This is a genomic window from Phenylobacterium deserti, assembly GCF_003254705.1.
GTDB classification, from domain to species: Bacteria; Pseudomonadota; Alphaproteobacteria; order Caulobacterales; family Caulobacteraceae; genus Phenylobacterium; species Phenylobacterium deserti.
The window spans coordinates 1757399-1782259 of sequence record NZ_QFYR01000001.1 but is presented as its reverse complement, the minus strand read 5'-3'; the positions used below and the strand labels follow the sequence as shown (position 1 = coordinate 1782259).

At 67.7% G+C, this 24861-nt stretch carries 26 protein-coding genes; 14 read left to right on the top strand and 12 right to left on the bottom strand.

Translation table 11 applies throughout. From position 1 onward, the window contains the following. Positions 1–44 precede the first annotated feature (44 nt). Both DJ018_RS09005 and DJ018_RS09000 read right to left on the bottom strand, forming a co-directional pair. Positions 45–668, bottom strand: coding sequence for a histidine phosphatase family protein (locus tag DJ018_RS09005; RefSeq protein WP_111514479.1), 624 nt, complete (start codon positions 666–668; stop codon positions 45–47). Positions 669–713: 45 nt separating this feature from the next. Then, entirely contained in the window at positions 714–1640 is a 927-nt protein-coding gene (locus DJ018_RS09000; RefSeq protein WP_111514478.1) for a histone deacetylase family protein, read from the bottom strand. A gap of 33 nt (positions 1641–1673) precedes the next feature. On the opposite strand from DJ018_RS09000, the gene DJ018_RS08995 reads away from it, so the two are divergent. From DJ018_RS08995 to DJ018_RS08985, 3 genes are all read left to right on the top strand, one after another. Beyond that, the gene (locus tag DJ018_RS08995; RefSeq protein ID WP_111514477.1) at positions 1674–2246 is read left to right on the top strand and encodes a GNAT family N-acetyltransferase; all 573 of its coding nucleotides are present in this window, start codon (positions 1674–1676) and stop codon (positions 2244–2246) included. Between the two features lie 119 nt (positions 2247–2365). Further along, positions 2366–2869, top strand: a complete 504-nt coding sequence (locus DJ018_RS08990; protein WP_165842836.1) for a recombinase family protein — start codon at positions 2366–2368, stop codon at positions 2867–2869. Positions 2870–2906: 37 nt separating this feature from the next. After that, on the top strand, positions 2907–3365 hold the full coding sequence (locus DJ018_RS08985; protein ID WP_133254249.1) for a hypothetical protein: 459 nt from the start codon (positions 2907–2909) through the stop codon (positions 3363–3365). Positions 3366–3368: 3 nt separating this feature from the next. Here the strand turns inward: DJ018_RS08985 and DJ018_RS08980 are convergent, their stop codons facing one another. Beyond that, positions 3369–4274: a LysR family transcriptional regulator gene (locus DJ018_RS08980; RefSeq protein ID WP_111514474.1), complete on the bottom strand. Its 906-nt coding sequence runs from the start codon at positions 4272–4274 to the stop codon at positions 3369–3371. 111 nt (positions 4275–4385) lie between these two features. Between DJ018_RS08980 and DJ018_RS08975 the strand changes: the two genes are divergently transcribed. Further along, positions 4386–5384, top strand: coding sequence for an aldo/keto reductase (locus DJ018_RS08975; protein WP_111514473.1), 999 nt, complete (start codon positions 4386–4388; stop codon positions 5382–5384). A gap of 75 nt (positions 5385–5459) precedes the next feature. Further along, on the top strand, positions 5460–6635 hold the full coding sequence (locus tag DJ018_RS08970; RefSeq protein ID WP_111514472.1) for a vWA domain-containing protein: 1176 nt from the start codon (positions 5460–5462) through the stop codon (positions 6633–6635). Positions 6636–6639: 4 nt separating this feature from the next. Here the strand turns inward: DJ018_RS08970 and DJ018_RS08965 are convergent, their stop codons facing one another. Beyond that, on the bottom strand, positions 6640–7644 hold the full coding sequence (locus DJ018_RS08965) for a zinc-binding alcohol dehydrogenase family protein (protein WP_111514471.1): 1005 nt from the start codon (positions 7642–7644) through the stop codon (positions 6640–6642). A 98-nt stretch (positions 7645–7742) separates the two neighbouring features. On the opposite strand from DJ018_RS08965, the gene DJ018_RS08960 reads away from it, so the two are divergent. The 3 genes from DJ018_RS08960 (at position 7743) to DJ018_RS08950 (ending at position 9151) form a co-directional block, all read left to right on the top strand. Beyond that, entirely contained in the window at positions 7743–8093 is a 351-nt protein-coding gene (locus tag DJ018_RS08960) for a winged helix-turn-helix transcriptional regulator (RefSeq protein WP_111514470.1), read from the top strand. An 87-nt stretch (positions 8094–8180) separates the two neighbouring features. Further along, positions 8181–8834, top strand: a complete 654-nt coding sequence (locus DJ018_RS08955; RefSeq protein ID WP_111514469.1) for a TetR/AcrR family transcriptional regulator — start codon at positions 8181–8183, stop codon at positions 8832–8834. Beyond that, the gene (locus tag DJ018_RS08950; RefSeq protein ID WP_111514468.1) at positions 8834–9151 is read left to right on the top strand and encodes a cupin domain-containing protein; all 318 of its coding nucleotides are present in this window, start codon (positions 8834–8836) and stop codon (positions 9149–9151) included. The genes DJ018_RS08955 and DJ018_RS08950 overlap by 1 nt, the downstream gene beginning before the upstream one ends. A gap of 3 nt (positions 9152–9154) precedes the next feature. Here DJ018_RS08950 and DJ018_RS08945 read toward each other — a convergent pair whose 3' ends face one another. The 4 genes from DJ018_RS08945 to DJ018_RS08930 form a co-directional block, all read right to left on the bottom strand. Then, a complete protein-coding gene (locus tag DJ018_RS08945) occupies positions 9155–9424 on the bottom strand; it encodes a hypothetical protein (protein WP_111514467.1) in 270 nt (89 codons plus the stop codon). Positions 9425–9466: 42 nt separating this feature from the next. Next, positions 9467–10909, bottom strand: coding sequence for a UdgX family uracil-DNA binding protein (locus DJ018_RS08940; RefSeq protein ID WP_111514466.1), 1443 nt, complete (start codon positions 10907–10909; stop codon positions 9467–9469). Continuing rightward, positions 10909–12138 (bottom strand): putative DNA modification/repair radical SAM protein, encoded by a 1230-nt coding sequence (locus tag DJ018_RS08935; RefSeq protein ID WP_111514465.1) that lies wholly within the window; start codon positions 12136–12138, stop codon positions 10909–10911. The genes DJ018_RS08940 and DJ018_RS08935 overlap by 1 nt, the downstream gene beginning before the upstream one ends. 67 nt (positions 12139–12205) lie before the next feature. Further along, the gene (locus DJ018_RS08930) at positions 12206–12922 is read right to left on the bottom strand and encodes an SDR family NAD(P)-dependent oxidoreductase (RefSeq protein WP_111514464.1); all 717 of its coding nucleotides are present in this window, start codon (positions 12920–12922) and stop codon (positions 12206–12208) included. 75 nt (positions 12923–12997) lie between these two features. Here DJ018_RS08930 and DJ018_RS08925 point away from each other — a divergent pair, with 75 nt between their 5' ends. The 5 genes from DJ018_RS08925 (at position 12998) to DJ018_RS08905 (ending at position 19670) form a co-directional block, all read left to right on the top strand. After that, a complete protein-coding gene (locus DJ018_RS08925) occupies positions 12998–14464 on the top strand; it encodes a M16 family metallopeptidase (RefSeq protein WP_205853728.1) in 1467 nt (488 codons plus the stop codon). Continuing rightward, complete coding sequence (locus tag DJ018_RS08920) at positions 14461–15882, top strand: M16 family metallopeptidase (protein WP_111514463.1); 1422 nt, start codon at positions 14461–14463, stop codon at positions 15880–15882. Before DJ018_RS08925 ends, DJ018_RS08920 begins: the two co-directional genes overlap by 4 nt. Before the next feature lie 40 nt (positions 15883–15922). After that, entirely contained in the window at positions 15923–16414 is a 492-nt protein-coding gene (locus tag DJ018_RS08915; RefSeq protein WP_111514462.1) for a GNAT family acetyltransferase, read from the top strand. An 82-nt stretch (positions 16415–16496) separates the two neighbouring features. Continuing rightward, a complete protein-coding gene (locus DJ018_RS08910; protein WP_111514461.1) occupies positions 16497–17519 on the top strand; it encodes an SDR family oxidoreductase in 1023 nt (340 codons plus the stop codon). Positions 17520–17624: 105 nt separating this feature from the next. Continuing rightward, on the top strand, positions 17625–19670 hold the full coding sequence (locus tag DJ018_RS08905) for an ATP-binding protein (protein ID WP_111514460.1): 2046 nt from the start codon (positions 17625–17627) through the stop codon (positions 19668–19670). 16 nt (positions 19671–19686) lie between these two features. Here the strand turns inward: DJ018_RS08905 and DJ018_RS08900 are convergent, their stop codons facing one another. From DJ018_RS08900 to DJ018_RS08890, 3 genes are all read right to left on the bottom strand, one after another. Next, positions 19687–20760: a Glu/Leu/Phe/Val dehydrogenase dimerization domain-containing protein gene (locus DJ018_RS08900; RefSeq protein WP_111514459.1), complete on the bottom strand. Its 1074-nt coding sequence runs from the start codon at positions 20758–20760 to the stop codon at positions 19687–19689. A gap of 62 nt (positions 20761–20822) precedes the next feature. Continuing rightward, positions 20823–21839 carry an alpha/beta hydrolase gene (locus DJ018_RS08895; protein WP_240609485.1) on the bottom strand — a complete coding sequence of 339 codons (1017 nt, stop codon included), beginning with the start codon at positions 21837–21839 and terminating at the stop codon, positions 20823–20825. After that, complete coding sequence (locus tag DJ018_RS08890; RefSeq protein WP_111514457.1) at positions 21839–22417, bottom strand: uracil-DNA glycosylase family protein; 579 nt, start codon at positions 22415–22417, stop codon at positions 21839–21841. The genes DJ018_RS08895 and DJ018_RS08890 overlap by 1 nt, the downstream gene beginning before the upstream one ends. A 107-nt stretch (positions 22418–22524) precedes the next feature. On the opposite strand from DJ018_RS08890, the gene DJ018_RS08885 reads away from it, so the two are divergent. Beyond that, positions 22525–24261 carry a PAS domain S-box protein gene (locus DJ018_RS08885; protein ID WP_165842835.1) on the top strand — a complete coding sequence of 579 codons (1737 nt, stop codon included), beginning with the start codon at positions 22525–22527 and terminating at the stop codon, positions 24259–24261. On the opposite strand, the gene DJ018_RS08880 is transcribed toward DJ018_RS08885, so the two are convergent. Next, positions 24258–24782 carry a hemerythrin domain-containing protein gene (locus tag DJ018_RS08880; protein ID WP_111514455.1) on the bottom strand — a complete coding sequence of 175 codons (525 nt, stop codon included), beginning with the start codon at positions 24780–24782 and terminating at the stop codon, positions 24258–24260. The two genes, DJ018_RS08885 and DJ018_RS08880, sit on opposite strands and share 4 nt — an antisense overlap. Positions 24783–24861: the final 79 nt, after the last annotated feature.

Here is a 24861-nt window from a genome sequence, read left to right as displayed (position 1 = left end):
TAGATTCGCGGCCGGCGAGAATCCACCGGCATTGCGGGGGTGACTTAAAGCGCGCGTTCGTAGCGGCGGGTGGACCAGTATTTCCAGCCTTCGCTGGACACCAGCCGCCAGCCGCGCCGCTTCAGCGAACGGCCGACCATGAAATTGAAGAAGCCGTGAGCCAGCACGACCACGTCTTCCCCGCGAACCGCATGCTCGATCAGCATTTCAGCCGCCGCATCGGCGCGCTTTTCGGCTTCGCTGCGGGTTTCCTGCCCCTCGTGATGGTTGAAGAACCACCACCAGACGCGGGCGTAGAAGCCCCACATCTTGGGCGACAGACGGATCCACGCCGGCCAGTTTGGCGGCGGCAGCGGAGCCTCGATCAGCATGTCGTGGCGCGTGAACTCGCGGCCGCGGGCCAGGGCTTGGGCGCTCTCGATCGAGCGCAGGCGGGTGGAGGCCACCAGCGTGCCGCAGCCTTCCACGAACCGCTGCAGCTTGGCGGGCGGCGTCTGTCCGGGCAGCAAGCCCAGAATCTCGTAGTTGGCCCAGAACTGACGGTATTCGGCGGCGTTCAGCCTCACCTTGCGGGAGAGCGCCGGCTCACCGTGGCGGGCCAGTATGATGGCCCCCGGTCGCGCCGTGCGGGACGCTGCAGGAAGCTCGGCGGTCAAGACGCTGGCCATTTCTTCCCGGCGGCTTCGGCTAGGCTATGCACGCGCCGCTGTTCCTCACCCCTCTGACAGGGCCCTGACGTGCGCAAGCGCCGACTGCCCTAGAGCTTGCAGGTGGTAACCGCCCTCGAGCGAGGACACAACCCGCCCCTTGGCGTGAGCACGTGCAACCGAGGCGATCGCCCGCGTGGCCCAGGCGAAATCCTCCGCCTCCAGATTTTGTCCCGCTTGGCCGATGGGATCGTCGCGGTGCGCGTCGAAACCGGCGGACACCAGAATCAGATCGGGGGCGAAGGCGTCCACCCGGCTCATCAGCTCGTCGAAGGTCTGTCGCCACGCCTCGCGCGGGGCGTTCGGCGCCACCACCGCATTGCAGATGTTCGGCGGGTTGCGCTCCGACGGATGGCCGGTGCCCGGCCACATGGGCCATTGGTGGACGGAGGCCAGCATCAGGCCCTCCCTCCCCGCGAACGCGGCTTGGGTGCCGTTTCCGTGGTGGATGTCGAAGTCCACCACCGCCACCTTGGCCATCCCGGCGGCTTGGGCGGCCATGGCGGCGATCGCCACATTGGAGAAGACGCAAAAGCCCATCGGGGTCTGCGGCTCGGCATGGTGGCCTGGCGGCCGCACAGCGCAGAAGGCGCGCTCCGCCGATCCAGCCGCCACGTCACGCACCGCCTGCAGCACCGCGCCTGCCGCACGCCGCGCGGCGACCAGGCTGCCGGCCGACAGAAAGGTGTCCGGGTCCAGCTCCAGTCCGCGGCGGCCTGGCTGCAGCGCCAGGATGCGGTCGATGTACGACTGCGGATGCACCAGCGCGAGGTCCGCCTCCTCGGCCAGCGGAGCGTCCTGCGGCGCAAGATCGAGGTCAGAGGCGTCCTGCAGGGCGTCGATCACGGCGCCAAGGCGTTCGGGCCGCTCCGGGTGCCAGTCCCCCGGCCGGTGGTCCAGCATGTCCGGATGGGTGTAGAGCGCGACATCCATAGCCAAACCCTACCTCAGAACAGCGCCTCATCCATGCAAGAGACCGTCATCCGCCGCGCCGGCCCGGCCGACGCCGAAGCCCTGTCGCGGATCGCCTCGGCCACTTTCACTCAGACCTTCGGCCATCTCTACCCGCCCGAGGACCTGTCGAACTTCCTGGCCCAATCCTACAGCGTGGCGTCCATGCAGGTGGACCTGGCGGACCCGGGCAAGGGCGCATGGTTGGTGGAAGCCACAGGCGAGGTCATCGGCTACGCCCAGGCTGGCCCCTGCGGACTGCCGCACCCGCAGGTGACCGCCGCCTGCGGAGAGCTCAAGCGCTTCTACCTGCTGCAGGGTCGCCAGGGCGACGGCGTCGGCGGCCGGCTGTTCGAAGCCGTGATGGCCTGGCTCCAGGCGGACGGCCCGCGCACGGTCTGGATCGGTGTGTGGAGCGAGAACTTCGGCGCCCAGCGGTTCTATGAACGGCGCGGCTTCGTGAAGGTCGGCGACTACGGCTTCCCGGTCGGCGACACCGTCGACCATGAGTTCATTCTCCGGCGCGGGGCGGAGACTTTTTCCAACGACACAGCGCCAAAAGCCAAGCGTCGCCACGATCTCGCCTAACTTAACGGTGTTTACGGAAAAATATTGCTGATATTTAACTAAAGGGTGCTTGGCGAAGGGCCGGCATTCTGGAACCTTCTGGAGCAATCATCGCGCTCGGCTTGAAGGCTCGGATGGGAATGCTGCGGATTGGGTACGTAAGATTGAGGGACGCGCAGTCGGCGGATGAAACCGCGGCGCTCAAGGCGCTTGGCTGCCACGTCGTCCGTGCGGAAGAACCGGCGGCCATGTTCGCTGGGGAGGAAACGGCGACTCTCGACTCCATCCTCGATTTCATCGGCGCCGGCGACCAGCTGGTGATCAGCCGGCTGGCCCAACTTGGCCCCAGCAGCCGCTGCGCTTTGGATGTCCTTGATCGTCTGGAGCAGCGCGGCGCCTCCTTGCGCATCCTCGACCCGGAACTCAGCACCGAGGGCCCCGGCGGGCACGCTCTGCGCGCCGCCCTGGAAGCCGTCGCCGCTCTGGAGCCGGCAGGCGTGGTGCGCCGTCGCCGTCCCGACGCCCAGGAGATCCTCCAGCTTCAGCGCGCTGGCGTCGGGCCGGTCGAGATCGCCCGCCGCCTCGGCGTGTCCCGCATGACCGTGTGGCGCAAGCTCAAGTCCTTCGAGAACGCTCTCGCCTAGCCTTGGCGCAGGGGCGCCGACGTTGTTTGATCGGCGGATGAGGACCCTTCCGTTCGTTGCGGCCGCTGGCGCGGCCTTGCTGGCCGGATGCGCCAGCACGCCCGAACCTGCGCCGCCCATGGGACAGTGGGGGCTGCAGAGCTCCGCAACCGCGGGCACGGCCCTCGCCTTCACCCAGCAGGGCCAGGATGTCCTGCGCATCGCCTGCCTGCGCAGCCCTGCGGGGCTCTATGTGGCGAGCGATCGCCTGCCGCCCAGCGCCGGCGCCGCTCGCCTGCAGATAGGCGAGCGGGTCTTCACCCTCACCGCGTCAGCCACTGCAGAGCCGCGGTTCTCCGCGACGGCCCCATCGCCGCCCGCCCTGACCGCCGCCCTGATGTCGGGCGAGCCCGTGCGTCTCATGGCCGGGAGCCGCAGCCTTGCGCCCCTGCCTGCGCCGGACGGCAAGCTTGCAGCCGCCTTCTCCATCGCCTGCCGGGCCACCGCCGACGGCTGAGCCTCACCAGCCCTGCCGTCGCCTGCGCGCCTGCACGAAGTCCACGAAGGCCCGCAAGGCGGAGGGCGCCTGCCGCGCGCTCGGATAGTAGAGGAACGGCCCCGGGAATGGCTCACACCAGTCGCCCAGCACCGTGACCAGCTGGCCGGTGGCGACATAGGGCTCCAGATAGGCGTCGAAGCTCACCACAAATCCCAGGCCGCTCAGGGCGGCGCGGATCATCACCTCGCGGTTGCTGGTGACCAACGGCCCCGTAGGTGAGATCCGCAGGACCTCGCCCTGGCGCTCGAACTCCCATGGCGGCTCGGCCCCGCTTGGAAAGCGGAAGCGCAGGCCTGGCTTCTCCAGCAGGTCACGGGGATGTTCGGGCGCGCCCAGGCGGTCCACCAGCTCCGGCGCCGCCGCGCAGACGTAGCGCTGCGGCGGCCCAAGGGAGACCGCCACCATGTCCTGAGCCAGGTGCTCGCCCCATCGCACCCCGGCGTCGAAGCCCTTGGCCACGATGTCCACAAAGGACGTTTCGGTGATGATCTCCAGCGTCACCCGCGGATAGGCGGCCAGGAACTCCGGCAGAAGGGGAGCAAGCACCAGTTCAGCGGCAGGCTCCGGCGCGTTGATACGCAAGGTTCCCGCCGGTTCAGCCTGAGCGGAGCGGGCCTCCCCAAGCGCCGCGGATATCTCGCCAAGCGCGGGCTGAAGCCGCGCCAGCAGGGCCGCGCCCGCCTCGGTCAGGGCGACGCTGCGTGTGGTGCGATTGATCAGCCGCACGCCGAGGCGCGTCTCCAGGTCCCGCAGGTTCTGGCTCAGGGTAGAGGCCGAGACTCCACGCTCGGTGGCCGCCCGGCGAAAGCTGCCGTGCCGCGCGATGGCGGCGAAGGCGTCCAGATCATCCAGGCTCGCGGTTGGCATTGTTCGGATTTCCGCACAGCTCGTTCCAGACTGCGCAGCTTATCTGAAGAACGCGCCGGTCGTAACTTCCCGCTCGGAACGGCGTTCTGGCCGTCGACGGGAGACTTCAAGATGCAGATGCGCACCCTCGGAAAGACCGGCCCGCAGGTGTCGGCGATCGGCCTCGGCTGCATGGGCATGTCGGGCATGTACGGCCCGGCCGACCGGGTCGAGAGCATCGCCACGATCCACGCGGCGATCGAGGCGGGGATCAACCTGCTCGACACCGGGGACTTCTACGGCATGGGCCACAACGAGATGCTGATCGGCGAGGCGTTGAAGGGCCGCCGCCGGGACGAGGTCGTGCTCAGCGTCAAGTTCGGGGCCCAGCGCGGGCCGGACGGCGGCTGGCTCGGCTATGACGGACGGCCGGCGGCGGTGAAGACCGCTCTCGCCTACACCCTGCAGCGGCTGGGTGTGGACTACATCGACATCTACCGGCCCTCGCGGCTCGATCCCGACGTGCCGATCGAGGACACCGTCGGCGCCATCGCCGACATGGTGCAGGCGGGCTACGTCCGTCACATCGGCCTGTCGGAGGTCGGCGCCGAGACGATCCGCAAGGCGGCGGCGGTTCATCCGATCGTCGATCTGCAGATCGAATATGCGCTGATCACCCGCGGGCTGGAGGACGAGATTCTCCCCGTGCTGCGCGAACTGGGCATCGGCGTCACCGCCTATGGCGTGCTCTCGCGTGGCCTGATCAGCGGCCACACGCCACAGATCGCCGCTCAAGGCGACTTCCGCGGCCACTCTCCGCGCTTCCAGGGCGAGAACCTGCAGAAGAACCTGCAGATCACCGATTGCATCGGCGAGATCGCCGAGGCCCACGGCCTGAGCACCGCCCAGGCCGCCATCGGCTGGGCGCTGGCCAAGGGGGACGACATCGTGCCCCTGGTGGGCGCCCGTACCCGCACGCGGCTCGACGAAGCGCTGGGCGCTCTGCAGGCGACGGACCTGTCCGGCCTCGCCCAGGAATTGGAAGCCGCCGTGCCGAAAGACGCCGCGGTCGGCACGCGCTATCCGGCCGCCAGCATGGGGCAACTCGACAGCGAGCGCCGCTCCGCCTGATCCGGCTTGCTGGACATCGGGGACGCCGGGCCGCATCTTGCGGGTTCAAACGAGCGTTCGCCGCCAGGCTCCCCGATGTTCATGCGTTTCTTCTCCGAGCTGCGCCAGGCCAAGGTGCCGGTGACGCTGAAGGAGTACCTCCTGCTCATGGAGGGGCTCGACAAGGCGGTGATCGACCGCTCGGTGGAGGACTTCTACTACCTGTCCAGAGCCGCGCTGGTGAAGGACGAGAAGAACCTCGACAAGTTCGACCGCGTCTTCGGCCAGGTGTTCAAGGGCGTCGAAAGCCTGGGCGAAGAGGGCAATCCAGAGCTGCCGGAGGAGTGGCTGCGCGCTCTGACGGAGCGCTTCCTGACTGAGGAAGAGAAGGCGCAGATCGAAGCCCTGGGCGGCTTCGAGAAGCTGATGGAAGCCTTGCAGGAGCGCCTGCGCGAACAGCACAAGCGGCACGAGGGCGGCAACCGGATGATCGGCACCGCCGGGACCTCGCCTTTCGGGGCCAACGGCTACAATCCGGAAGGCGTGCGGATCGGCCAGGACAAGAGCCGTCACGGTCGGGCGGTGAAGGTCTGGGACCAGCGCGAGTACAAGAACCTCGACGACGGGGTCGAGATCGGCACCCGCAACATCAAGGTCGCCCTGCGCCGCCTGCGCAAGTGGGTGCGCGACGGCGCGGCCGACGAACTGGACTTGGCCGGCACCATCCGAGGCACGGCCGAGAAGGGCTACCTCGACATCCAACTTCGCCCTGAGCGGCGCAACAAGATCAGCGTCCTGCTGTTCCTCGACGTCGGCGGCTCCATGGACGCCCACATCAAGGTCTGCGAGGAGCTGTTCTCCGCCGCCAGGACGGAGTTCAAGAACCTTGAGTTCTTCTACTTCCACAACTGCCTCTACGAGGGCGTGTGGAAGGATAATCGGCGCCGGCACAACGAGAAGACGCCGACCTGGGACGTGCTCCACAAGTTCCCCAGCGACTACAAGGTCATCTTCGTGGGCGACGCGACCATGAGCCCCTACGAGGTCACCTATCCCGGCGGTTCGGTGGAGCACTGGAACGAAGAAGCCGGCGCCGTGTGGCTGCAGCGGGTGGCCGACATCTACGAACACATGGTCTGGCTTAACCCCGTGGCCGAGCGCCACTGGAGCTACAGCCCGTCGGTGGGGATCATCCGGCAGTTGATGGGCGAGCGGATGTATCCCCTGACTCTCGAGGGTCTGGAGCGGGCGATGAAGGAGCTCGCCCGCTAAGGGCCTAGAAGCCTTCCAGCACGATCTTGCCGCGCGCTTTGCCGCTTTCCACGAAGGCATGGGCGCGGATCAGGTTCTCGGCGTTGATCGGGCCGAAGTGGTCGGCGAGCGTGGTCTTCAGCACGCCCTCGTCTACCAAGCGGCTGACCTCAGCCAACAGGCGGCCCTGCTCGGCCATGTCAGGTGTCTGGAAGATCGAGCGGGTGAACATCAGCTCCCAGTGCACCGCGATCGACTTGCGCTTCAGCGGCGCGACGTCGAACGTCTCGGGATCGTCGATCAGGGCGAGGTGACCCTGCGGCGCGATCAGCTCGGCGATGTCCTTGAAGTGGACGTCCGAATGGGTGGTGGAAAAGACGTACTCCGGCTGGATCCCCAGCTCCACCAGTTGGGCCGCCATAGGGCGGCTATGGTCGATCACGTGATGTGCGCCGAGCTCTCGAACCCACGCCTGGGTTTCCGGACGAGAAGCGGTGGCGATCACCGTCAGGCCCGTAAGCCTGCGGGCCAGCTGCACGGCGACGGATCCGACGCCACCGGCGCCGCCGACGATCAGGATCGAACCCTTGCTTTCAGGCGAGCGCCTGATCGGGAAGCGGTCGAACAGCGCCTCCCACGCCGTGATCGCGGTCAGCGGCAGGGCGGCGGCCTCGGCGAAGCTCAGGTTCTTCGGCTTGGGCCCGGCGATCCGGGCGTCGACCACCTGCTGCTCGGCGTTGGAGCCGGCCCGGTCGATGGCGCCGGCGTAGAAGACCTCGTCGCCGGCCTTGAAGCCCGTCACCTCGGCGCCCGCGGCCAGGACCACGCCGGCGGCGTCCCAGCCGAGAATGCGGTGGCCGCTTTCGGGCCGTACGTTCTTGCGGATCTTGTAGTCGGCCGGATTGACCGACACGGCGCGCACCTCGACCAGCAGGTCGTGCGGACCCGGCGTTGGCGCGGCGACCTCGATGTCTTCCAGCGCCTGCGGGCGATCGATGGGACCGGGTTCGCGGTAGCCGACAGCTTTCATGAGAGCCTCCTTGACTTGGCTGGAGGCGAGATGACGACTACCTACGCGCTTCACAAGAACGCACAAAAACCGCCCATAGTGTCGAAAAGGATACCGTGATGGCCAAGCCCCGCCATGAGCGCCTGGACTGCAGCCCCGGCTGCACCGTGGAAGCCACGCTCGGCTTGATCGACGGCAAGTGGAAGGGCGTGATCCTGTTCCACCTGTTCGAAGGCGTGCTGCGCTTCAACGAGATCCGCCGGCGTCTGCCGAACGTCACCCAGCGCATGTTGACGAACCAGCTGCGCGAGCTCGAGGCCGATGGGCTCATCGTCCGGACCGTCTACCCGCAGGTGCCGCCGAAGGTGGAGTACAGCCTGTCCGAACGGGGTCGCAGCCTGGAGCCGGTGATCATGGCGCTGAAGGCCTGGGGCGACGTCCACGCCCCCATCCACCAGAAGGCCGCCTAGACCCGCGCGCGCCACGTCGCATGGCGCAACGCGTTGGCCGGGCTTAGCAACTGTCATACAGTTGTCTGACCATTTCTAGGGATTCGCATGACCGATCCCCTGCTCCACGAGCCGGCCGTCACCGAAGAAGCCGAAGCCGCCACCAAGGCGGCGGTGTTCAACGCCGCCGAGCGTCTCTTTGCGCTGCACGGCTTCCAGAACGTCTCGGTGCGCGACATCACCGCCGAAGCCGGCGTGAACCTCGCCTCGGTGAACTACCACTTCGGCTCCAAAGACGCCCTGCTGTTCGAGATCTTCCGCCGCCGCGCGGCTGAGCTGAACCGCGAGCGCGCCCGCCTTCTGCACGAAGCGACCAAGTCCGGAACGCCTTCGCTGCGCGGCGTGCTGGAAGCGCTGTTCGCACCGCCTCTGCGGTGGACGCACCCGGCCAACGAGCGGCGGATCTCGATCCAGTTCCTCATCCGCGCCCGCTCCGAAGGCACAGCCGAGATGCGCGAGGCGCTGCAGCATGACGTCTCGCACCTCGAGCGGTTCGCCAGCGCCTTGATGGCCGCCTGCCCGCACATGCCGCGGGAGACCGTCTACTGGCGACTGCACTTCTGCCTGGGCATGGTCCACAACAACCGCTTCGCCGAGTTCGATCGCCTGCACCACCTCTCCGGCGGCTTGACCCAGGAGAGCGATGTAGACGGGCTCCTGCAGCAGATGCTGGACTTCGCCGAAGCCGGCTTCCGCGCCTGATGCCTAAGATCGTCACGGACGTTCGCAGCTTCACGGCCGAGCGCGCCTGGGGCGCCAAGGACCTCGCCGTGATCGAAGGCGCCACCGTCCGGCTGCACTGGACCGACAAGCCCTACAAGTGGCACGTCAACGACGGCACGGAGGTCTTCCTGGTGCTCGATGGCCAGGTGGACATGCACTACCGCGAAGCGGGCGCCGAAAAGGTTGTCCGACTGGGCGCCGCCGACCTGTTCGTGGCTGAAGCCGGCGACGAGCACGTGGCTCATCCTGTCGGCGAGGCCCGCATCCTGGTCGTGGAGAAGAAGGGCTCGGTCTGAGCCTTAGAAGCCGTCCTGCGCGATGACCGCGGTGACAGCCGCCTTCTTGAAGGTCACCTCGCGGTAGGTGGTCTCGTCACCCGACGCCTGCCCGCCGGTCAGCTGAACGAACTCGTCCCAACGATCTTCCGGGATCAGCAGAACGAGGTCCTTCCGCCCCTGAGCCTGGTAGTGCTCCAGTTCGCGGTCGGCTTCTTCACGGATATCGCGCACGTCGGCCTTGGCCGGATCGCGCTCGTCCAGGTGGGCGGGATGGGGCGAAGGGTCGGTCATGCCAAGCGAACTGGCGACGCCGCAGCGGGTTCCGCGAGGGGGTCAGGCCGCCAGCGCCCAGGCGTACTTCAAGTCTTCGACGAACATGGCGTAAGCCTTCGCCTTGGCGGCCGCATCCGGCACCCGCAGCAGGTAGGACGGGTGATAGGTCACCACGCCTTGGCTCTGGTCCGGCAGTTGGATGGCCTGCTGGCGGAACTTGGCGATAGCTGTCGGTTTGCCGAAGACGGACAGGGCCGCCGTGGCGCCCAGCGCCACGACCACCCGCGGGCGGACGATCTGGCGCTCGTGGTCGATCCACCATCGGCAGGCGGTGACCTCGCCCGTGTCGGGGGTCTTGTGCAGCCGGCGCTTGCCGCGCATCTCGTGCTTGAAGTGCTTCACGGCATTGGTGACGTAGGTCTCGGCCCTCGGGACGCCGGCTTCGTCGAGCGCCTTGTTGAGCACCTGCCCCGCCGGTCCCACGAACGGCTGCCCCGCGAGGTCTTCCTGGTCGCCGGGCTGCTCGCCGACGAACATCAGCCGCGCCTGGCCAGGCCCCTCACCGGGTACGCCTTGCGTCGCATCGCGCCACAGGTCGCAGCGGCGGCAGGCCTGCACGCCGGCGCGGATTTCCTCCAGCGTCGAGGGGTGGTGACCGTCGACGATCCCAGACGGCTCCGGCTCATGCCGGCGCAGGGCTCGGCGGTTCGGTTCTGACGGGGCCTGGGCGACCATCTCTTCCGTGCGGGCTTCGGCTCTGGCGATCAGTTCGGGAATGAGCCGCGCTTCCGGCAGGTTCCGCCAGTACCGCTTGGGCATCTCCTTCTGCATCATGGAGGGGTTGAGCCGGGCCGGGTTGAAGATGGACGCGTAGTAGGTGCGCCAGAAGTCCTCCAGCTCGTCGAAGGACGGCGCCTGGTCGGGTGTCGCGCCTGGCGCGAACGCCAGCTGCTGAGTGTCCCACAGCACGCAGACATCCGGCGTCAGGATCGAGAAACGCATATTGGCGAACCGACGCGCGAAGAACGGCGCGGTACGCTCGGCCACCCGGTGCGCCGGCTCGAACCAGGCGACATAAGCCTCCACCCCCGTGTCCGACGGGATCTCGCGGAAGCGCACGAAGGCCTTCATCTTGTGCGCCGCCTGGCTCACCTGACGGGCATAGCTGCGCGCTCGAGCGGTGTTCGGGTCGGAGGCGATCCGCGCCAGGTTCGGCTCGCCGGTCGTGATCCGCCACAGCATCCGGTAGAGCAGCGCCCACCGGTCCTCCGACCGATGCAGCGCCACGTCCTCGGCGAGCTCCATGAAGTCGCGCGGTACGGTGAAGTTCGCTGACTGGGCCGCTGGCGCGGGGGGCCCTCCGCCATCGCTGAACAGGTCCCGCCCCTGACCTTCCACCGTCCAGATCACCGCTTCCGGCGGAACGCTGCGCGCGCGCAGAGACCTGGCCGCCGTGCGCCAGCCGGCGAAGTCCGTTACGTGCTCGAGCCGGACGACCTCCATCAGAACAGGCTCAGCTGCTCGGGCTTCGGCGCCAGCCGGTCCCGCAGGTCGATGCGGTCGGTCAGCGGGCCGGGCGTCCAGTCCGCGGTGACGATGAACGGCTTCAGCTTCTCCAGCCCGCGCGTCAGCCGCTTCACGTCCTCCAGCCGCAGTTGCTTGAAGCGGCGAACGTCCAGCATCCGATCGACGGCTTTGACGCCGAGACCCGGCACCCGCAGCAGCCGCTCACGGTCGGCGACGTTCAGGTCGACTGGGAACTCGCCGCGATTGCGCAGCGCCCAGGCGAGCTTCGGGTCGATGGCGAGGTCGAGATCCTCCCCCTCGCCGATGATCTCCGCACGCTCGAAGCCATAGAACCGCATCAGCCAGTCGGCCTGGTAGAGCCGGTGCTCGCGGATCAGCGGCGGCTTGGACAGCGGCAGCTTCGACGAGGAGTCCGGGATGGGCGAGAAGGCTGAGTAGTAGACCCGCCGCAGCTTGTAGGCGCCGTAGAGGCTCTCGCTGCGCCGCAGGATCTGCCCGTCGGAGGCGCCGTCCGCCCCGACGATCATCTGAGTGGACTGGCCAGCCGGCGCGAACTTGGGCGCGCGGGCCTTGATGGCCTTGTCCTTGGACGCGTCCTGGCTGAGGCGCACCGCGCCCATGGCCTTTTTGATGTCGCCGAGGTCCTTCTCCGGCGCGAACTGGACAAGGCTTTCGTCCTTCGGCAGCTCGATGTTGATCGAAACCCGGTCGGCGTAGAGGCCCGCCTCGTTCACCAGGGCGGGCGAGGCTTCGGGTATCACCTTCAGGTGGATGTAGCCGCGGAAGTCGTGCACCTCCCGCAAGGTCTTCGCCACCAGAACCAGCTGCTCCATGGTGTAGTCCGGGCTTTTGATGATGCCGGACGAGAGGAACAGGCCCTCGATGTAGTTGCGCTTGTAAAAGCCGAGGGTGAGGTCGACGACCTCCTGAACCGAGAACCGCGCCCGCGGCACGTTCGAGGACACCCGGTTGACGCAGTAGACGCAGTCGTAGGTGCAGAAGTTCGTCAGCAGAATTTTGAGCAGGCTGATGCATCGCCCGTCCGGCGCATAGGCGTGGCAAATGCCCATGCCGCCGTCGGTCGAGCCGACGCCTTTGCCGTTCGAACTGTCACGCTTCGAGCCTCCTGAGGAGGCGCAGGACGCGTCGTACTTCGCCGCGTCCGACAGGATGGCGAGCTTGCGCTTGAGATCCAGGACGGCCATCCGCCCTAGATAGTGTTCTCCGTCTGTTCGGTCTAGCGACCGATAGAGAGAATTCGTCGCACCCGGCTCAGCGGACGAAGCTCGCGCCGTTCACGTCAACCACCGCGCCGGTTATGGAAGGCGGCGCGTCCAGCGCCATGAAGGCTGCGACCTTGGCGATCTCCTCCGGGGTTGCGACACGCCCGAGCGGGATGTCGGCCAGCAGCTTGTCGCCGCCGCGACTGGCCAGATAGTCCTCGGCCATGCCGGTCATCACAAAGCCCGGGCAGATCGCGAAGGCCAGGATCTCCTCCTTGGCATAGCCGCGCGCGATCGACTTGGTCATCCCAACCATGCCGGCCTTAGACGCCGCATAGTGCCAGTGGAGCGGGCTGTCGCCGCGGTAGGCCGCGCGGCTGGCGACATTGACGATCCGCCCGCCCTCGCCGCGCGCCTGGAAGTGCAGCACCGCCCGGCGGCACAGGTCGGCGCTGGCCTGCAGGTTGATCTGCATTGTCCGCGCCCAGCCCGCCTGCCATTCGTCGAGCGGGGCGTCCGTCTTCACCGGCTCGAACACCCCGGCGTTGTTGATCAGCACGTCGATGCGGCCGCCGAGCTTGTCCAGCGCACGGTCCCAAAGCGCGTCCGCAGCGGCCGGATCCGACAGGTCCGCGCCGAGGGTGTCCGCGCCGTCGCTTCGCCCGTGCCCGACCACTTGAGCCCCGCGCGCCTTCAGCGCTTGGAAGATGGCGGCGCCGATGCCGCGGGTGGAGCCGGTGACGAGGATGCGAGGCGTGTCGGACATGCGGACGCTTTAGCCGCCGCCGGAAGTGTTCGGAAGTCGAAGCTGAGACGGATCGGGCGCCGGGCGAGGGCGCTCTTGAACCCCACGTTGAACCGCGCCACGGTGGCGGTCCACCTGGGGGATCAGATGAGATCGGCTCTCGCCTCTGCCGCTCTGGCGGCTTTGCTTTCCACCGCGGCGGCGGCAGGCTTGGCCCTGCCCGCCCAGGCTCAGACCCGCGCCGCGCCCGCAGGCCGGCTCAAGGTGGAGACCCAGAGCTTCACCCTTTCCAACGGGCTCAAGGTGGTGATGAGCCGGGACACCTCGATCCCGACGGCGACGGTGGGCGTCTATTACGGGATCGGCTTCCGGATCGAACCGCGCGAGCGCACCGGCTTCGCCCACCTGTTCGAGCACTTGATGTTCCAGGGCTCGGAGCACGCGCCGAAGGGGCAGTTCATCGGGACCATCACCAACGCCGGCGGATCGCTGAATGGCTCCACCCGCTTCGACTACACCAACTACTACGAGGTCGTGCCGACCAACGCGCTCGAGCGGGTGCTGTGGCTGGAAGCCGATCGCATGGCCCGGCCGGTGATCAATGAGACCGTGCTGAAGAACCAGCAGGGCGTCGTCGGCAACGAGGTGAAGGTCAACGTCCTGAACCGGCCCTACGGCGGATGGCCTTGGATCGACCTGCCCATGGCCGCCAACACCAACTGGTACAACGCCCACAACTTCTATGGCGACCTGAAGGAGATCGAGGCGGCGACGGTCGACGACGCCACTCAGTTCTTCAAAAGCTTCTACCGGCCGAACAACGCCGTGCTCGTGGTGCTGGGCGACATCGACTACGCCCAGACGCGCGCCATGATCACTCGCTACTTCGGCGGCATCCCGAGCGGAGCGGCGGTCACCCTGCCCGACATCTCCGAGCCGCGGCAGACGGAGGAAAAGGTCTCCAGCCGCTTGGACAAGCTCGCTCCCAAGCCCGGCTACGCCATCGGCTATCACGTGCCCAAGCGCGGCACGCCCGAGTGGTACGCCATGGGCCTGCTCGACCAGATCCTCGCTCAGGGAGAGGACAGTCGGCTGCACCAGAAGCTGGTGAAGGAGAAGGCTGTCACCGGCTCCGTGGACGCCGGCATCAACATCGGCCTGGGCAACATGTTCAACTACAACGGCCCGATGCTCTGGACCGTGTCGTTCACCCACGATGCCGATCGCAAGCGCGAGGAGATCACCGCCGCCGTGGACGAGGTGATCACCGACATCCAGAACCGTCCGATCTCGACGGAGGAGCTGGAGCGGGCGCGCACCAAGATGCGCTCGGACCTCTATGCCATGCTGGACTCCAGCACCCGCTTTGGCCTCGTTGACCTGATCGCCTCCTACGCGCTGTTCGACGGCGACGCCGGGGCCGTGAACCGCATCGAGGACGGCTTCGCCAAGGTGACGCCGCAGCTCATCCAGGCCACCGCGCGCGAGTACCTGCGCCCCACCAACCGAACCTTCGCCCTGATCGAAGCCGGCGCGGGCGCCCAGACGGGAGCTGCGAAATGAGGATGATCCGTCTTGCGGCGGCGTTCGGACTCGCGCTTGGCCTGTCCGCCCCGGCTCTCGCCCAAACCTTCCCGGCCACCCCGCCGCCGATTGGTCAACCGAAGCCATTCAGGGTTCCGGCGACAGAGACCTTCGCCCTGCCGAACGGCCTGTCCGTGACGCTTATCCCGTACGGCATCGCGCCGAAGACGGTGGTCAGCTTGCGGGTCTCGGCGGGCAACCTGAACGAGGGCGAGCGCACCTGGCTGGCCGACCTGACAGGGCAGATGCTCAAAGAAGGCGCGGCCGGACGCTCCAGCCAGGCGCTGTCGCAAGCCGCAGCCGGCATGGGCGGCGACCTTAATGTGACCGTTACCGCTCAGCAGACCATCATCGGCATGAACGTGCTGTCGGAGCACGCCGCCGAGGCCGTGCGTCTGGTCAGCGACGTCGCGCGCCGCCCTGACTTCCCGGAAAGCGAACTTGCCCGTGTGAAGCAGAACATGGGGCGCGACCTGGCCGTCGCCCTGTCCCAGCCCGGCCCCGTTGCCTCCATGGTTTTCGCCCGGACCTACTATGGCCCACAGCATCCTTATGGGCGCACCTTCCCCACGGCGGAGCAGCTCGGCGGCTATCAGTTAGCTGACATCAAGGGCTTCTACGGTGAGAACTTCGGCGCCCGCCGCTCCCGCCTCTATGTGGCTGGGCAGTTCGACGCCGCCGCTGTGAAGCAAGCCATTCAGGCGAGCTTCGCTAGCTGGACCGCCGGCCCTCAGCGACTGTCCCTCCCGCCGTCGCCCAAGGCCGGACCCCAGGTGGTGCTGGTGGACCGTCCCGGCGCGCCGCAGTCGACGATCCGCCTGGGCTTCGGCGTTCCACGCGCGGGATCTGAAGGCGACATCCCGCTCCGGGTGACCAACGCGCTGCTCGGCGGCGCCTTCAGCTCGCGCATCACCCGCAACATCCGAGAGAGCAAAGGCTACACCTACTCCCCGGGGTCAGGGATCGTGTTCCAGCCTGACGACGCGCTATGGACCTTCCAGGCGGACGTGACCACCGACGTTACGGGCCCGGCTCTCAAGGAGGTGTTCCACGAGATCCGACAGCTGCAGACCCAACCGCCCGGCGCGGAGGAAGCGGCAGGGATGCGGCAGTACCTCGCCGGCACCTTCATCCTGCAGAACGGCAGCGCCGCCACTCTGGTGAACTCGATCGCCACACGCGACCTGCTCGGCCTGCCAGGCGACTGGTTGGATCGCTACGTGCCGCGGGTTCTGGCGGTGGAGCCGGCCACCATGACGCGCGTCGCTGGCGAGCGGCTGCCGCTCGGGAAGATGACGCTGGTGGTGGTGGGCGACCTTTCCAAGATCACCCCGCAGCTGAAGGCTCTTCCCGAGCTGCGGGACGCCACCTTCCAGACGGCGAGCGCCGTGCCGTAGGGCATTCGGAACCGCCGCTGCGCCTGCGCGTAGCGGCGGTATGTCGAAACTGACGAACGCCTTCTACACGGCCGTCAGCCTGGTGCTGATGGGCTTCGCCGCGGCGCTCGTGGCTATCGGCCCGATCTCACTAATTCACGCGCTGCTGACGGGGCGGCCGTTCGTGACGGCCATGGTGAATTCGCTTGGCTATCTGATCCTGTCGCTCGCCGTCTTCGACGTGGCGCGATACGTCTTCGATGAAGAGGTCACCCGTGGCCGTGAGATGCGCAACGCCGCCGAGACGCGTCGAAGCATCACCAAGTTCATCACGGTCATCATCATCGCTGTGCTGATGGACGCGCTGGTGGCGCTATCCAAGGCCGGCCAGGCGGACCTGAACCAGCTCGTTTATCCCGTGGTGCTGGTGGCCGGCGGCGGCGGTTTGCTGCTTATCCTCGGCATCTACCAGCGGCTGAGCGCGACGGTGGAGGAGAAAGTCGGAGCCAGCGATGAGGCCGATGAAGCCGCCAAGGCGGCCGAGCAGGCTTGATCTCTCGCTTTTTGAGAGGACGGCAACCACCAGGGACTTCGGCAGGTTGAGGCGTGCCCCGCGCCGCAGCCTGGAAGCCCACATGAGCCGTCTCGCCGTTCTTCTGGCCTCGTGCGCACTGCTCTCCGCAAGCGCGCTGACCGCGGGATGCGCCACCACCAATCAGCGTTCCGAGCAGCAGGCTCTGCAGGGACGAACGGTGGTCATCACCGGAGCGTCGAGCGGCTTCGGCCGTGGCATGGCTGTCGCCTTCGGGCAGCGGCGCGCCAACGTCGTCCTCGCGGCGCGGCGAACGGAGGTGCTGGAGCAGGTCGCGGGTGAGGTCCGCAGCGCCGGCGGCCGAGCTCTGGTGGTCACCACAGACGTTGGGCGCGAAGCCGACGTCCAGCGGCTGGCCCAGGCCGCCGTCGCCGAGTTCGGACGTGTGGACGTCTGGATCAACAACGCCGGCGTTGGCGCGCTCGGCCGCTTCGACGAGGTGCCGCTGGCCGACCACAGCCGGATCGTCGACACCAACCTCAAGGGCGTCATCTATGGCAGCCACGTCGCCCTTCATCAGTTCCGGCGGCAGGGCCAAGGGACGCTGATCAACATGGGATCGGCAGTGAGCTACGTGCCCATGCCCTACTACGCCAGCTACGTGGCCACGAAACACGGCGTGCTGGGTCTCTCGAACGCCATCAACCAGGAACTGCGGGTGAACGGCGAAAGGAACATCCATGTGGTGACGGTCATGCCCTACGCGGCGGACACCCCATGGTTCGACCACGCCGCCAACTACACGGGACGCTCACCGCGGCAGGTGCTGATGGACCCGCCGCAGAAGATCGTCGATGCCGTTGTCCGCGCCGCCATCCACCCCCGCCGGGAAGTGGCGGTCGGCTGGAAATCGAAGGCCGCCATCGCCGCCCATCGCATCGCGCCTGGGACCACTCAGGCTGTCGCCGCCGGCGTCGTGCACGACGTGCAGATGCGTGACGCCGCGGCCGGGCCGCCGCCTCACCCCGGCGCTGTGCACCAGCCGATGGCCACCGGCGTCGGTGTGGAGGGCGGCGTCCGTTCCCGCATGACGGAAGAGGACCGGCGTAAAGCCGCTGGCGACTGAGCCTGGCTCCCGCGGCGCCTTTTTGGCCGCCGCGAATGGGCGTAGGTTCCTCGACACCTTCAGCGCAGATGGGGAGCGCGTCATGCCGAACATCGCGCGGCCGCTATGCGGCGCTCCCTAGGGCTCTTCGCCATTTCCTCACTGCTGCCCCTGGTCATCCTGGGGGCGGGCGTCGGCACCGTATCTCTTCGCAACCAGCGCGTGGCCATCGAGCACCAGGCGCAGGATCAAGCCAAGTTCGCCGCCACTCTCATCGGCCGCGAACTGGTCTCCGACATGCGTCGCGTCCAGATGATCGCCCAGTCGCCGGCATTGGACGGCGGTTTCGACCGGGAGCGGTTTCAGCGGCTAGCCAGCCGACTGATCGCAGACGAGCCGCTTTGGCGGACCATCAGCGTCGCGAATCCTGGGGGCGAACGCCTCTTCGATGTTCCGCGTCCGATCGGAGGTCGAGCGGGCGGCAAGGTGATCGATCCGGAAAGCCTGCATCGCGCCGTGACTTTAGCGCGGCCGACCGTGGGACGGATCATGATCGGGCCTCGTGGTACCTATGCGTTCGCTGTTCGCGCTCCGGTCGTCCGGGACGGCTCGGTGCCGTTCATCGTCAGCGCGGTGGTCAACCCAACCGTGGTCGGCGAGGTCCTGGCTTCCGGAGGCCTGCCCCGTGGCTGGTCCGCGGAGGTGATTGACGACGTCGGCAACGTGGTCGCCCGTGTCGGCCCCGCTGCCGCGAAGGTGGGACACAAGGCCGACCTTCGCAGCCTGGCCAGCAGGACCGAGGCTCCTGCGTTCTATCGGTTCGAGGGCGCTGACGGCGCTGCCCAGGTCGCCACCTTCCGGCCGATTTCCGGAACGAACTGGACCGTGCACGTCCTGATGCCCGCCACCGCTTATAACGCTCCGGTCGTGCGAGCGGTGAGCCTGCTGACCGTCGCAGTTCTGCTGAGCCTGGTCCTCAGCGGCGTCTTGGCCGTGCTGCTCGCGCGCGAACTGCGCCAGCACCGGACGCGAGAGGAAGCGGCGCTGGAGGGCCATCGCATGGAGGCGCTCGGTCGGATGACCGGCGGCGTGGCCCACGACTTCAACAACCTGCTCACGCCGATCATCGGCGGCATGGACATGTTGCAGCGCCGCCTCGTCGACGATCCGAAGGCCTTGCGGATCGTCGAAGGCGCGCTGGCCAGCGCCGAGCGCGCAAAAACCCTCGTGGCGCGCCTGCTGGCGTTCGCCCGACGACAGACGCTGGAACCTCGCGACGTGGATGTGGCCGACCTGCTCGGCGGCCTGACCGACCTGCTGGAGCGCTCGGTGGGCCCGAACGTGCGGGTCGAGTTCGAAGCCGCTCCGGATCTGCCCGCTGCGCGGGTCGACCCAGCGCAACTCGAGCTCGCCGTCCTAAATTTGGCGGTCAACGCCCGTGACGCCATGCCGTCAGGCGGCGCCCTGCGGATTTCGGCCGACCAGCGGCTCGCCGATCCAAAGACGGACGGCCTGCCAGAGGGGCGCTACGTCCGTATTGCCGTCAGCGACACAGGCCAGGGCATGGACCCTGTCACCCTGCAGCGCGCGATCGAGCCATTCTTTACGACCAAGGGGATCGGCAAGGGCACTGGGCTGGGCCTGTCGATGGTTCACGGTCTGGCGGCTCAGTCCGGCGGAACGCTCAAGTTGTACAGCGTTCCCGAGACGGGCACGACCGCCGAGATCTGGCTCCCGGCCAGTCCCACACGCCCGGCGCCTCAACGCGAAGCGGAGGCGGTCCGAGATCTTCGGACGGGCCGGTTGCTCCTGGTGGACGACGACGAACTCGTGCGCACCTCCACCGCCGAACTGCTCCGCGAGCACGGACACATCGTCAGCGAGGCGAGTTCAGCGTCTGAGGCGCTGAAGCTGCTACGTGCTGATCCGCAGATCGATGTGCTGGTCACCGACTACGCCATGCCAGGAAGAACCGGCGGCGAACTGTTACGCGAGGCACGGCTGCTTCGGCCCGATCTGCCCGCCCTTTTGATCACCGGCTATGCAGGGGCGGCCGAGGACGTCCCCGCAGACGTCGATCGCCTAGGCAAGCCGTTCCGCCGCGCCGAGCTTCTCAACCGCGTGGCGGCGCTGCTGCCCACCGTTCAGCCCGCACAGGCAGACTCGGCTTAGGCCTCGGCGGTCTGCATCAGGCGGCGCGCGCGTGCTCCGCACCGGCGATGCGCGCGCGGGCGATCTCGTTCGCCACATCCTGAGTCGGACGCTTTTCCGCAGCGGCGCGGTCAAGCACCTCCTCCAGCGTCTGCATCAGACGGGCGAGCTTGCTTTCCACCCACTGGGCATCGAAGGCTGCGCCTTCACCTAGGGCCCGGATCTCCGCGGCGACGTTGATGATGCCCCCGCCGTTGATCACGTAGTCGGGGGCATAGAGCACGCCGCGTTCATGCAACGCGCGGCCGACGTCCGGATGGGCGAGTTGGTTGTTGGCCGCGCCCGCGATCACCGGCGCCTTGATCCGCAGCAAGGTCTCGGCGTTCACGGCGCCGCCCAGGGCGCAGGGGGCGAACACGTCGCACGGAACTTCGAAGATGGCGGCCGGCGCCACGACCTGAGCGCCCGTGGCTTCAGCGACACGGGCCAATGCTTCAGCGTTGACGTCGGTGATAACCAGCCTGGCGCCCGCCGCATGCAGCTTCTCGGCAAGATAGCCGCCCACATGGCCGACACCCTGAAGGGCGACCGTCACACCAGCCAGATCCCGGCCGAGCTTGCGTTCGACGCAGAGGCGGATGCCGCGGAACACGCCTTCGGCCGTCACCGGACTGGGATCGCCCGAGGAGGCCGCCGCCCCTTCCAGGCCGGCCACATAGCGGGTGGTCTTGGCCGCATGGGCCAGATCGGCCGGCGACACCCCGACGTCTTCCGCCGTCCAATACTTGCCGCCCAGGCTTTCGACGGCGCGGCCGAAGGCTTCGAAGAGCGCCGGCGTCTTCTGGGTCCGGCTGTCGCCGATGATCACCGACTTGCCCCCGCCGAGCTCCAGATCGGCCATGGCGTTCTTGTAGGACATCGCACGCGAAAGCCGCAAAGCGTCCTCAAGCGCCAGATCCGCCGACGCATAGGGCCACATACGGCAGCCGCCGGCCGCCGGACCGCGCGCCGTGGAGTGGACGGCGATGATTGACTTGAGGCCGGTTTTTTCATCGTGGAAGGCGTGGACGCCTTCATGGCCTTCGAAAGACGTAGAATCGAACAAGGTCATTGCCGCACGCCCGGCTGATGTTGGAACGCTGTTGCGGAGCCTCTACGCCCGACGCGCGGATGTCACAACCCCGCGTCGGCATGCGCCGCCGCCGCAGGCGTCGGCGCACCCGGAATGGGTGGCGCCTGGCTTGGCAACGGAGCCGCCGGGTCGCGGACAAAGGCAAGCACGTCCTCCCAGACCACCGGCGCCTGAAGATCACGCGTCAGGAGGTGATATCCACGGGCGTAATAGGCGCTGCGGGCCTGGGACGGCAGGCGGGACGCGGCGCGCCGAGCGGCCTTCTTCGGGATGATCTGGTCCTTGGCCCCGTAGAGGTACAGCGTTGGCCCTGGAAGGCGGCCTATGGAATTGGCCGCCCGGTCCATCAGGCCGACTAGGCCGTAGAGAGTGTCGGAGCGCGCCCCCCAGATCATGAGAGGGTCGCGGCCCATCCGGATCAGTTCCTCGCGATTGTCGCTGGCCTGGATGTTGCGGGTCAGCCAATCCGGCGGCGTGTAGACCTTTCCAGGCGTGACGTTGGCCGCGAACCACAACAACGTGCGGTTCGGCAGCGGCTGCTCGCGCCAGCCCCAAACCGCCGGGCTCAGCAGAACCAGACGATCGGCGGCCGGCGGCCGCTCCGACGCGGACGCGGCGATCGCCACTGCACCGCCCATGCTTTCGCCAGCAACCGCAATGATGGCGTTGGGGTGCCGCTGGCGGGCCAACGCCACGACAGTACGCAGATCCTCCATCATGAGCTCGTCGCCAGCCCACACGCCTCGGCGGGGCGAGCGGCCGAACCCGCGCTGGTCATAGGCGTAGGTCGTGACGCCCTGCTCAGCCCACCAGGGTCCCGCAAGACGGAACGCATTCCCGTAGTCGTTCATCCCATGGACGCCCACGATCACCGCCCAGGGCTCCGTCTGCGCTTTCCAGGTTGAAAGGCCCAGGCGCGCGCCGTCGAAACTGACCACCACGTCGCGCTCGAACCTGGGGCCCTGGAAACCGAGCGGCGGCTGCCCAGCCTGCTGAATGAGCATGGGGGAGCAGGCGGCGAGGCTCACGGCCGCCAGAACAACGGCGAACAGGCGCATCATAGCTTCAGGATCTCTGCGGTCCGGGCCCGAAGATAGGGCACAACTTCCGCCTCGAACCACGGGTTGCGCTTCAGCCACGCCGTGTTGCGCCAGGACGGATGCGGCAGAGGCAGATAGTTCGGCAGATGCGCCGGCCAGTCGCGGACCACCTCCGTCATCGGCCTGCGGTCCTTAAGGGCCCAGACTTGGGCATAGCCGCCCACCAGCAAGGTGAGCTCCGCCTGAGGCAGGGCGGCCATCAGGCTCGGCCGCCAAAGCTCGGCGCAGCGTGGCGGGGGAGGAAAGTCGCCGCCTTTGGGATTGGTGCCGGGGAAGCAGAAGGCCATTGCAGCCACCCCGATCGCCGGATGGTCGTAGAACGTCGCCCTGTTGACGCCGAGCCAGTCCCGCAGTCGGTCGCCCGATGGATCATCGAAGGGCAGCCCGCTTTCGTGAACGCGTCGCCCTGGCGCCTGACCGCAGATCAGCAGGCGGGTGGCGCTCGACACGCGGACGACAGGGCGCGGCTCGTGCGGCAAATCGACCGCGCATGCTCGGCAGGCGCGGATCTGCGCGAGGACGTCGTCAAGGGCCATGCATCTTTTCATAACTCGTGGCTGTGGCCGTCAGATGGCGAGGCGCTCGCCCGGCTGGCGCCGCGCCAATACGCGGGGTAAGCGGTCGGCAGTCCTGGAGCTGCCTATTGACTGAAGCCGCCGGCCTGCACGAGAGCGAAGCACGGTTCCGCGCCCTGGCCGAGCTCAGCCCCGATGGCTTGGTGATCAACCGTGGCGGCCAGTTCGTCTACGCTAACGCGGCCGCCGCCCGCATCTACGGCGTAGCCTCTCCGGCAGACCTGATCGGCCGCTCGCCCCACGACTTCAACGCGCCCGAGCATGTTGCGCGGGTCGAAGACCGGATCGTTCGCCTGCTCGCCGGCGAGAAGCTTGATCCCTCCGAGCTGGAGATTGTGCGGCCGGACGGCGCCCGGATCGCGGTCGAGGTGAACGCAGGGCTGATCACCTGGGATGGCGAGCCGGCGATCGAGGTGCTGCTGCGGGACGCCAGCGAACGCAAGAACGTCGAGAGCGCCCTGCGCGAGAGCGAGTCCCGCTTCCGCAACATGGCCGACCACGCGCCGGTCATGATGTGGGTCACCGAGCCGGACGGCCGATGCACCTATCTGAACCGCGCCTGGTACGAGTTCACGGGGCAGACAGAAGCCGACGCGCTGGGTTTCGGCTGGCTCGAGGCGACACACCCCGACGACAAGCAGGAGGTCGAGCGGGCGTTCGTAACCGCCAACGCCAATCGCGCCTCGTTTCGGGTCGAGTATCGGCTGCGTCGCAACGACGGGACGTGGCGCTGGGCGATCGACGCTGCTGCTCCGCGGTTCAGCGACACGGGCGAATACCTCGGCTACGTGGGCTCGGTCATCGACATCCAGGATCGCCGTGAGGCCGAGGAGATCGTCCGCGACAGCGAAGTGCAGATGCGCACCTTGCTCGACGCCATGCCCGCGATTGTCTGGCTGGCGGCGCCCGACGGACAGCTGACCTACTTCAACCAGCGTTGGTATGAGCTGACCGGCCAGACCGTGCGGCAGGCGCTCCCGAACGGCTGGACGGCGGTGCTCCACCCCGAAGAGGCGGAGTTCATCGCGGACGAATGGCGCACCGCCCGCGCCGAGCAGCGCGTCTATGAGGTCGAGAGCCGGTACCGGCTGAAGAACGGCGAGTACCGCTGGTACCTTATCCGCGCCGAACCGATCCGCGACGAGAGCGGCGAGATCGTTCGGTGGCTGGGCGCCGGCATCGACATCCACGATCGCAAGCTGGCGGCCGAGCACCAGTCCCTGCTGATCAACGAACTGAACCACCGGGTGAAGAATACGCTGGCGACGGTGCAGTCCATGGCGGCGCAGTCGGCGCGTTCGGCAGGCTCCCCCAAGGACGCGCAGGAGACCTTCATGGCTCGCCTGATGGCGCTATCCGCCGCCCATAATGTCCTGACCAACGAGCGCTGGACCGGGGCTGAACTGCTGGAGGTGGTCGAAAGGGCCGCGGAAGCGTTCGGCGAAGCCGGAGAGCGGTTCAACGCCTCGGGCCCGGCGGTGCGCGTCGCGCCGAAGTCCGCCCTGGCGCTTTCCATGGCCCTGCACGAGCTCGGCACCAACGCCAGCAAGTACGGGGCACTGAGCACGCCCGAGGGTCAGGTGTCGGTGACGTGGGAGCTGATCCCGACGGAAGGCCGCCCCCTGCTTCGGCTGGTCTGGCGCGAGGCAGGAGGCCCGACCGTGTCGCCCCCCAAGCGCAAGGGGTTCGGCTCGCGGCTGCTCGAACGCGGCTTGGCGTCCGAGCTCGGCGGTCGGGTGAGCCTCGACTTCCAGCCGCAGGGGCTGGTCTGCGTCATCGAGGCTCCCCTGGAAGAGGCCGACTAGCCGACGTACCGCTGGAACTCTTCCTTGAACCGGGCGGTGATGAACGCCTGGTCGTCGTACTTCTCCTTGAGCTCCAGGAACCAGGTCCCTTCCTCTTCGAAGATGTGGTGCAGCACCGCGCCGCGGATGTGTTCCAACTTTTCGAGCCAGTCTTCCGAGGTCGGCTCGATCCGCTCCAGCTCCGCCATCTGCATCTTGGCGGTGGTCTGCTCGGTGTAGGCCATGCCCACGTGACCCTTCTCGCCGGCCTTGGCTAGCGCCGGGTAGAGCACGATCTCTTCGGCCAGAGAGTGGCCGTTCAGCACCAGCGCCAGGCGCTTCATGGCTGCGACGCGGCCTTCGCCGGGAGCGGCCGAACGGCAGGCTTCGAACGCGGCGCGGATCTGGTCGTGGTGATCGAGCGCTTCGCTCAGCCAGTCGCCGGGCATGGCTGCGGCACGCGCCTTGGCGGTGGCTTCCGCGCGCTTCTCGTCGCTTTCGGGGGGCGTGATCGCGCCCAGGGCCTTGTCGATGATGTTCATGGGGTGGAGCTCCGTTTCCTGCTCGGGCAGAGAAGCGGAGGCCGGACGGTTGGTTCCGCCACCCTCAATTGCAGATCCG

Excerpts from the sequence above, each read along its gene's own strand:
- DJ018_RS09005 (WP_111514479.1), bottom strand. The coding sequence starts at position 668 with ATGGCCAGCGTCTTGACCGCCGAGCTTCCTGCAGCGTCCCGCACGGCG.
- DJ018_RS09000 (WP_111514478.1), bottom strand. The coding sequence starts at position 1,640 with ATGGATGTCGCGCTCTACACCCATCCGGACATGCTGGACCACCGGCCG.
- DJ018_RS08995 (WP_111514477.1), top strand. The coding sequence starts at position 1,674 with ATGCAAGAGACCGTCATCCGCCGCGCCGGCCCGGCCGACGCCGAAGCC.
- DJ018_RS08990 (WP_165842836.1), top strand. The coding sequence starts at position 2,366 with ATGCTGCGGATTGGGTACGTAAGATTGAGGGACGCGCAGTCGGCGGAT.
- DJ018_RS08985 (WP_133254249.1), top strand. The coding sequence starts at position 2,907 with ATGAGGACCCTTCCGTTCGTTGCGGCCGCTGGCGCGGCCTTGCTGGCC.
- DJ018_RS08980 (WP_111514474.1), bottom strand. The coding sequence starts at position 4,274 with ATGCCAACCGCGAGCCTGGATGATCTGGACGCCTTCGCCGCCATCGCG.
- DJ018_RS08975 (WP_111514473.1), top strand. The coding sequence starts at position 4,386 with ATGCAGATGCGCACCCTCGGAAAGACCGGCCCGCAGGTGTCGGCGATC.
- DJ018_RS08970 (WP_111514472.1), top strand. The coding sequence starts at position 5,460 with ATGTTCATGCGTTTCTTCTCCGAGCTGCGCCAGGCCAAGGTGCCGGTG.
- DJ018_RS08965 (WP_111514471.1), bottom strand. The coding sequence starts at position 7,644 with ATGAAAGCTGTCGGCTACCGCGAACCCGGTCCCATCGATCGCCCGCAG.
- DJ018_RS08960 (WP_111514470.1), top strand. The coding sequence starts at position 7,743 with ATGGCCAAGCCCCGCCATGAGCGCCTGGACTGCAGCCCCGGCTGCACC.
- DJ018_RS08955 (WP_111514469.1), top strand. The coding sequence starts at position 8,181 with ATGACCGATCCCCTGCTCCACGAGCCGGCCGTCACCGAAGAAGCCGAA.
- DJ018_RS08950 (WP_111514468.1), top strand. The coding sequence starts at position 8,834 with ATGCCTAAGATCGTCACGGACGTTCGCAGCTTCACGGCCGAGCGCGCC.
- DJ018_RS08945 (WP_111514467.1), bottom strand. The coding sequence starts at position 9,424 with ATGACCGACCCTTCGCCCCATCCCGCCCACCTGGACGAGCGCGATCCG.
- DJ018_RS08940 (WP_111514466.1), bottom strand. The coding sequence starts at position 10,909 with ATGGAGGTCGTCCGGCTCGAGCACGTAACGGACTTCGCCGGCTGGCGC.
- DJ018_RS08935 (WP_111514465.1), bottom strand. The coding sequence starts at position 12,138 with ATGGCCGTCCTGGATCTCAAGCGCAAGCTCGCCATCCTGTCGGACGCG.
- DJ018_RS08930 (WP_111514464.1), bottom strand. The coding sequence starts at position 12,922 with ATGTCCGACACGCCTCGCATCCTCGTCACCGGCTCCACCCGCGGCATC.
- DJ018_RS08920 (WP_111514463.1), top strand. The coding sequence starts at position 14,461 with ATGAGGATGATCCGTCTTGCGGCGGCGTTCGGACTCGCGCTTGGCCTG.
- DJ018_RS08915 (WP_111514462.1), top strand. The coding sequence starts at position 15,923 with ATGTCGAAACTGACGAACGCCTTCTACACGGCCGTCAGCCTGGTGCTG.
- DJ018_RS08910 (WP_111514461.1), top strand. The coding sequence starts at position 16,497 with ATGAGCCGTCTCGCCGTTCTTCTGGCCTCGTGCGCACTGCTCTCCGCA.
- DJ018_RS08905 (WP_111514460.1), top strand. The coding sequence starts at position 17,625 with ATGCGGCGCTCCCTAGGGCTCTTCGCCATTTCCTCACTGCTGCCCCTG.
- DJ018_RS08900 (WP_111514459.1), bottom strand. The coding sequence starts at position 20,760 with ATGACCTTGTTCGATTCTACGTCTTTCGAAGGCCATGAAGGCGTCCAC.
- DJ018_RS08895 (WP_240609485.1), bottom strand. The coding sequence starts at position 21,839 with ATGCGCCTGTTCGCCGTTGTTCTGGCGGCCGTGAGCCTCGCCGCCTGC.
- DJ018_RS08890 (WP_111514457.1), bottom strand. The coding sequence starts at position 22,417 with ATGGCCCTTGACGACGTCCTCGCGCAGATCCGCGCCTGCCGAGCATGC.
- DJ018_RS08880 (WP_111514455.1), bottom strand. The coding sequence starts at position 24,782 with ATGAACATCATCGACAAGGCCCTGGGCGCGATCACGCCCCCCGAAAGC.